This is a genomic window from Devosia sp. SD17-2, assembly GCF_029201565.1.
Classification (GTDB): domain Bacteria; phylum Pseudomonadota; class Alphaproteobacteria; order Rhizobiales; family Devosiaceae; genus Devosia.
This window is the reverse complement of sequence record NZ_CP104002.1, coordinates 3,910,822-3,917,500: the sequence shown is the minus strand read 5'-3', so window position 1 is coordinate 3,917,500 and position 6,679 is coordinate 3,910,822. Positions and strand designations below refer to the sequence as shown.

5 protein-coding genes and 1 rRNA gene (1 of these 6 cut by a window edge) are annotated in these 6,679 nt (G+C 63.5%); 3 read left to right on the top strand and 3 right to left on the bottom strand.

What is annotated here, in order from left to right; genetic code table 11:
• Positions 1-85, top strand: a 5S ribosomal RNA gene (gene rrf / locus NYQ88_RS19225) (it extends 31 nt beyond the left edge of the window).
• Positions 86-266: 181 nt separating this feature from the next.
• Here the strand turns inward: rrf and NYQ88_RS19220 are convergent.
• Positions 267-2,135: an adenine deaminase C-terminal domain-containing protein gene (locus NYQ88_RS19220; RefSeq protein WP_275652692.1), complete on the bottom strand. Its 1,869-nt coding sequence runs from the start codon at positions 2,133-2,135 to the stop codon at positions 267-269.
• Positions 2,136-2,355: 220 nt separating this feature from the next.
• Between NYQ88_RS19220 and NYQ88_RS19215 the strand changes: the two genes are divergently transcribed.
• The gene (locus tag NYQ88_RS19215) at positions 2,356-3,312 is read left to right on the top strand and encodes a nucleoside hydrolase (RefSeq protein ID WP_275652691.1); all 957 of its coding nucleotides are present in this window, start codon (positions 2,356-2,358) and stop codon (positions 3,310-3,312) included.
• A 46-nt stretch (positions 3,313-3,358) separates the two neighbouring features.
• On the opposite strand, the gene NYQ88_RS19210 is transcribed toward NYQ88_RS19215, so the two are convergent.
• Both NYQ88_RS19210 and NYQ88_RS19205 read right to left on the bottom strand, forming a co-directional pair.
• The gene (locus NYQ88_RS19210; RefSeq protein ID WP_275652690.1) at positions 3,359-4,873 is read right to left on the bottom strand and encodes an ATP-binding protein; all 1,515 of its coding nucleotides are present in this window, start codon (positions 4,871-4,873) and stop codon (positions 3,359-3,361) included.
• Positions 4,874-5,008: 135 nt separating this feature from the next.
• Entirely contained in the window at positions 5,009-5,632 is a 624-nt protein-coding gene (locus NYQ88_RS19205) for a class I SAM-dependent methyltransferase (protein WP_275652689.1), read from the bottom strand.
• A 92-nt stretch (positions 5,633-5,724) separates the two neighbouring features.
• Between NYQ88_RS19205 and NYQ88_RS19200 the strand changes: the two genes are divergently transcribed.
• Complete coding sequence (locus NYQ88_RS19200; RefSeq protein WP_275652688.1) at positions 5,725-6,639, top strand: LysR family transcriptional regulator; 915 nt, start codon at positions 5,725-5,727, stop codon at positions 6,637-6,639.
• Positions 6,640-6,679: the final 40 nt, after the last annotated feature.

Genomic DNA, 6,679 nt, shown 5'->3' with positions numbered 1-6,679 from the left:
GATCCCATCCCGAACTCGACCGTCAAATCCCTCCGCGCCAATGGTACTAAGTCTCAAGACTTGGGAGAGTAGGTCACTGCAAGGTCTACCAAAAACGCTCAATCTCAATACGATCCAATCCAAAAAGCCCCGGCCCATAAAGCCGGGGCTTTTTGACGTTCAGGCTTCGGATGAAGGGTAGAACACACCGCGAGTTCGTTAGCACACTGTCAGCGTTGAGACGCTCAAAGTGAGAAAAAAGGGGCCCGAGGGCCCCTTTCTGTTTGTTACCAGACGATGGGATGGGTCTCGCCGGTACTGACATTGACGAAGCCGTCCGGAGCCAGCGGGGAGGGCGCGACCAGCACCCAGCGCCAGGGAGAGCAGGTGAGCGTCGCAAAAGCGAGGCGTTCGGGGAAGCCGGGCCACCAGCGGGGCGAGAAGGTAGGCTCATACATCCATTCTATGGTTTCGCCCTGGCGATAGAGCTCAACCATCTCCGCATCGAGCTCTGGCGCCGGCCGGCAGGTCATGAGCCCACCAATCTCGTAGCGGACCGTGGCGAGGACCTTACCGCCGCTCACAAGGGCCCAGCCACCCTGGATCTCGTTGAGCGTGTTGACGGCCAGGGCCATCGCATCGTCTGAAGACCCCACGACCCAGATATTGTGCTTGTCGTGGCCCATCGAGCAGGCCAGCGCCGTGTTTGGCGTCTTCGGTCCGGTACCCAGCCAGAACATTTTTGCGATTTTTGCCTCGCCCGAGAAGCGGTCGACGATGGCGAATTTTGTGATGTTGCGATCGCTGTCGCGCTGAACCAAGCCATCGACGACCGACAGTTCGCTGGTGATGAACTCGTCGTGCCAATGGAAGGGACGAAGGAGAGCAGCATTGACGTTCTGGCGTTCCGCTGGCGCGGCAATGGCGAAATCCTGAGCGGTTACGGTGCGTTGGATTTTGACCGAGCGACGCGCCCATTCCGGCCAGTCGATTTTTGGGACTTCGGCGACATAGGCCTTGCCCTCGGAGACCTGACGGCCATCGGCCCAGACTTCGGCGATGGAGAGCGATTTTTCATCGTCGAGCAGCACGAGGTCGGCAAAGCGACCGGGGGCAATGGCGCCGACCCAAGGCGTAACGCGCATGTGGCGGGCCGGATTGATGGTGACCATCTGCACGGCGATCTCGAGCGGTAGACCGGCTTCCATGGCGAGGCGGACATTATGGTCGGTGGCGCCTAGCTTCATCGTGTCCGAGGCGCTGCGATCATCGGTGCAGAGGGCAAAGTTCGACCAGTCCTGCTGCCCGGCGGCGAGGAGGCCCTTGATCATGTCCTGGAGGGAATGGGGGCGCAGTTCCATGAAGAGGCCGCGGCGCAGTTTGTCGGCGACTTCCTCCGTGGTCCAGGCCTCGTGATCGGACGCCATGCCGGCGCCGGCGAAAGCATTGATGTCGTTGATGTCGCGCATGCCGGCCGCATGGCCTTCAACGACACCGCGCTGGGCGAAGGTGGCTTCGATCATGCCCCAGAGGCGCTCATGGGACGGGTTCTCTGGGTTCCACACGGCAGGCCAGTCCATGACCTCGTCGAGGCCGGCTACCGAGAGTTCGTCGCGCAGAAAGCCCTGCTGCTCGTCAAAGCCGAAATGTCCGCCGCCCCATTCATAGGCCGTCGGTGGCACGGCCGAGCCGGGCAGGGGGAAGATTTTTGCCGGAGAGCCGGCCTTGCGGGCGGTCAGCCAGAATTCGAGGTTTTTCGGACCATTGACGTTAGAGAATTCGTGGCTGGCTTCACAGGTCCAGGTGCAGCCATGCGGGAGAACCAGCGCGGCCTCCCATTCGGGGGTCAGGTGGCTGGATTCAATATGCTTGTGCACCTCGCCAAAGCCGGGGACGGCGCTGAGATGGCGCCGGTCGATCCGTTCCTTGACCGCGCCGGGATAGGCGCCCGTGGGGCCCACCCAGGCGATGCGGCGGCCGGAGATGACCACTTCCTGGTCTTCGTGCCAGTTGCGGCCGCAGACATCGAGCAGACGCCCAATGCGGATGGCGCGATCGGCGGGGCGCTTGCCGAGGGCGACCAGCGCCAGATGCTTGCGGATGGCCACTTCATCTCTGGCATTGATGATGAGGTCGTCGGGGAGCGTATCGGTCACGGGCTGGTCCAGAAGGCAAATGGAGATTGGTACTCGTTCTGTGCCATGGCGAACGGCCGCGCGGCAATCGCCCGCGACCATTTGGCTCGCCTGGGGCTGACAGGCGGCGCAGGCTCGTTTATTGGCAGGGGCTGGTTCAAGGGCCGGGCGACCCGTCTAATTCGCCACTCAACTCCAATTATCGAAGGCCGCCGCGAAGTGGCCCGACTGGGACAATATAATGGTACGCAAACTTATCCTGGATACCGACGGCGGCGTTGATGACGCTCAGGCGCTTCTCATGATGATCGCCAACGACCGGACGCCAGACTATATCACCACGGTTTTCGGCAATGTCGGGCTCGACGCTGCCACGCGCAACATCCTCACCGTGCTGGCCGTTGCCGGCAAGGGCGATGTTCCGGTGCACAAGGGCGCCGAGCGGCCGCTGACACAGCCGGTTATCGACGCGAAATATATCCATGGCGACGACGGCCTGGGTGGTGCACCGCGCCCGGCAGTTCTGCCCGAAATCGCCGGCACGGATGCTATTAGTTTCCTCGTCTCGACGTTCCGCGCTGCGGCCGCCGCCGGAGATAAGGTTGATATCCTGATGATCGGTCCTCTGACCAATCTCGCGCTGGCGCTGCGTATTGCGCCCGATATCGTCGCAGGCATCGGCCAACTCACCATCATGGGCGCGACCGTTTATGGGCGCGGCAACACCACGCCGGCGGCAGAGTTCAATATCTATGCCGATCCCGAGGCCGCCGCGATCGTCTTCGGTGCCGAGATCGAGATGCTGGTCGCTCCCTGGGAGCCCTGCGTCACCCATTTCATGACCGGCGCAGAAGTCGAGGCCATGCTGGCGGAAATTCCGGACAGCCCGGAAAAGCAGTTTTCGACCGCGCTTGTCGAGCACGCCCGACGCACCACTGTCGGCTATGGCGGCGAAGATCACTTCCGCTTTGTCGATCCACTGGCCATTGCCGCTGTCATCGAGCCTGAGCTGGTGACCAAGACCATTCGCGCCTCTATCGGCGTGTCGCTGGCGCCGGGGATCACCCGCGGCATGACGGTTGTGGATCCGTCGGGGCGGCTGGGCACGCCGATGGTGACGATCATCGAGGAAGCCAAGGTGGATCGGCTGGTGGCGCTCTATCGCGCTTCGGTCGCCTATCGGGCGAACGCCAACTGAAAAGAGATAGGGCGGCCTGCGGGCCGCCCTTTTCAATTCCGGTGTCTTATTCTGCCGCGCCGCGCTCGTCAGCGAGCACATCGGGACCGGCCGGATCGCCCGGCGTGGTCTCGGCCCCAAGATCGGGGAAGGCCGCGATGCGCAGGCCTCGGAAGTCCGTGCGGATGACGATGAGGCCGCGCTCTTCGAACCAGGTCAGCAGACGCCGGGCACGGCTTGCCGAATGGGTGCCATAGAGGCGGGCGATGGTTGCGTCAGACGGGCAAGGCTGGCCGGTGAGGGCCGCCTGCGCGACGACAAGGAACACGCCCTGAACGTCGTCCGTCAGGGTTTCAGACAGCGACAGCGCCTGCTGCCAGCCGTCCGAGGCGGCCACTTCCTCATCCGGCGCCACGCGCGCAATGGCGAGGAGGCGCTTGAAAGCGGGCAGGGCTGGCGGCTCGCCGGGGACGCGTCGAATGCGGCAGCGCACCAGAAAGTCCTGATAGAGCTGGGCCGTCGTGCGGAAGCCGGCGTCGGGATCGCTCATCAGCTCGATCATCACGGCCTTGATCATGGCCTCGCGTTCGGCTTCGTCGATTTCCGGGAACAGCGACGCGGGAGCTTCCGGCTCGCGTTCGGCGCGGGCGCGGGCCACCTGGGCAAGAAGGTCATTGGTCGAGGGCGGCGGCGGGGGCGGGGGACGCCGCACGATGGGACGCGCCAGTTCTTCCGGATCCATCGTGAAGATGAGATCGGCCGCATCTTCGGGCGCTTCTGGAAGCGGCGTCAGCTTGGGGCTGGTCGAGCGCGGCGCGGTTTCCACCGCTCCGATCACCACCGGCAGCGGACGACGGGAGATCGCGGGCCCGAGGGCGACGAAATGACCACGGGCCAGATCGCGGAACTGCTCGGCCTGTCGGCGGTCCATGCCGAGGAGATCGGCGGCGCGGGCCATGTCGATATCGAGGAAGGTACGGCCCATGAGGAAATTGGAGGCCTCGGCCGCCACGTTTTTCGCAAGCTTGGCAAGGCGCTGCGTGGCGATGACGCCGGCAAGGCCGCGCTTTCGGCCACGGCACATGAGATTGGTCATGGCGCCCAGCGAGGCTTTTCGCGCTTCGTCGGAGACTTCGCCGCCGACAGCGGGCGCAAAGAGCTGGGCTTCGTCGACCACCACGAGCACGGGATACCAATAGTCGCGGTCGGCGTCGAACATGCCGCCAAGGAAGGCTGCGGCAGCGCGCATCTGCTGCTCGGCGTCGAGCCCTTCAAGATTGACCACCACCGACACCCGGTGCTGGCGCACGCGCGCGGCAATCCGGGTCAACTCGGCTTCCGTCCGCGTGGCATCAACCACCAGATGGCCGAACTTGTCGGCGAGGGTGACAAAATCCCCTTCCGGATCAATAACGCATTGCTGCACCCAGGGTGCGGACTGCTCCAGCAACCGGCGCAGCAAGTGTGACTTGCCCGAACCGGAATTGCCCTGCACCAAGAGGCGGGTCGCCAACAATTCTTCGAGGTTCATATGGGCGGCGCCGGCCCCCCGGCTCTCGCCCATGTCGATCGCTACCTGCATCACAACTCCTGCCGCACAAGGCCAGAAAAGGGCACAAAATCCCCGCGCGGCTTAACTGATGGAGCTGTCCTAGCACACACTGGGACCGATTCGGAAAACCCTCTCGCGCTTGTGGGGCAAAGCGTCCTGACCGGCCTAGCTGCCGCGCTTGCGGGCGATGACGAAATGAGCCGCCATGCGTTTGGGCCGCCACTGGTGCTCAATGGAAAATCCGGCGCGCTCGAAAGCGTCAATGAGTTGGGACGTGCGCATGACATCGATATGGGGCAGGAGGCCCAGACGCTTGCCGAGCGGCGCGATGAGGCCAAAGAGGGGGATCATTTCGGCCACGCAGGCTGTGCTCGAAACGAAATAGCCGCCGGGCTTGAGCACACGGTGCACGGTGCTTATGGCCTTGGCCTTGTCTTCGAGAAGGTGCAGGACCGACATCGCCATCACCATGTCGAAACTGTCGCTCTCGAGCGCGATATCCTCGATGGCCCCCTGCTCGAAACTGACATTTCTTATTCCGGCGGCCTCGGCCTTCCCCTGGGCGATTTCGATCATCCGGCTTGAGAAATCGACGGCGCGTATATGCTGGACATGGGGTGCGTGAAGGACGGCGGTTGAGCCGGTACCGCAGCCGAACTCGAGCACATTCATGTCGCTGCGCATGCGCCGACGCGTCTCGGCCAGTTTGACCTGATAGCTCGCCTCGTCGGCGATCGGCGTGGCCGCGTATTTGTCAGCGGTCCTATCCCAGAAACTACTCGCGGCCATGGCCTGGCTCCTCATCACATTGGCCGCAAATCTACGCCGCCCGGATCATCAACAAAATTGCAGATTTAGGCACAATCGATATACACATATGCATGGAAAAGGGCGGCGACTTCGATTGGAACCAGGTTCGGGCCCTGCTGGCGACGGTAGAGGCAGGGTCATTGTCCGCCGCTGCCCGCCAATTGGGGCTTACCCAGCCAACGCTCGGGCGACAGGTTGCGGCCCTTGAAGCGGCGCTTGGCGTCACCCTGTTCGAACGGCTCGGCCGGAAACTGGTGCTGACCCAGGCCGGGCGAGAGTTCGTTGCCCCGCTTCAAGCCATGGGCGAAGCCGCCAATCGCATTTCGCTGATTGCCTCCCGGCAGTCTCATGCGATCGAAGGCGTGGTGCGTGTCACCACCAGCGATGTTTACGCTGTACACGTGCTGCCGCCGTTTCTCACCCGGGTGCGCGAGCTGGCGCCAAATCTCGTCATCGACGTGCTCGCCTCCAATGAGGTCGAGGATCTGATGCGTCGCCGCGCCGATATTGCCATTCGGCATGTTCGGCCGGAACAGGACGAGCTGATCGCCCGGCGCTGTCCCGATGCCTCGGCGCGGATTTACGGCAGCCGCAGCTATCTCGATCGCGTGGGACGACCGGCCAGCGTCGAGGATCTCTCGCGGCTGGATTTTGTCGGCGTCAGTGAGCGCAACGATCTCATGATTGCCGAACTGGCGCGCCGGGGCATAGCGGTGACCGACCGGAATTTCCCGCTGACCACGGGCAGCGCCCTCGTGGGGTGGAGCTGGGTGCGGCAGGGGCTCGGCCTTGGCGTCATGATGGAGGCTGTGGGCAGCCGGACCGAGGACGTGGAGGATGCTTTTCCCGCGTTTCCCGGCGTCCCCGTGCCCACCTGGCTGGCTACGCATCGCGAACTGCGGACGAGCCGCCGCATCAGATTGGTGTTCGATCTCCTCGCCGATCACTTCAAGTCTTCCTCGCCCTTCCCGTCACTGCTTGATTGACAGGCTGGGCGGGATCGTCAATCTTGTATGGTAGATGCAA

Excerpts from the sequence above, each read along its gene's own strand:
- NYQ88_RS19215 (WP_275652691.1), top strand. The coding sequence starts at position 2,356 with ATGGTACGCAAACTTATCCTGGATACCGACGGCGGCGTTGATGACGCT.
- NYQ88_RS19210 (WP_275652690.1), bottom strand. The coding sequence starts at position 4,873 with ATGCAGGTAGCGATCGACATGGGCGAGAGCCGGGGGGCCGGCGCCGCC.
- NYQ88_RS19205 (WP_275652689.1), bottom strand. The coding sequence starts at position 5,632 with ATGGCCGCGAGTAGTTTCTGGGATAGGACCGCTGACAAATACGCGGCC.
- NYQ88_RS19200 (WP_275652688.1), top strand. The coding sequence starts at position 5,725 with ATGGAAAAGGGCGGCGACTTCGATTGGAACCAGGTTCGGGCCCTGCTG.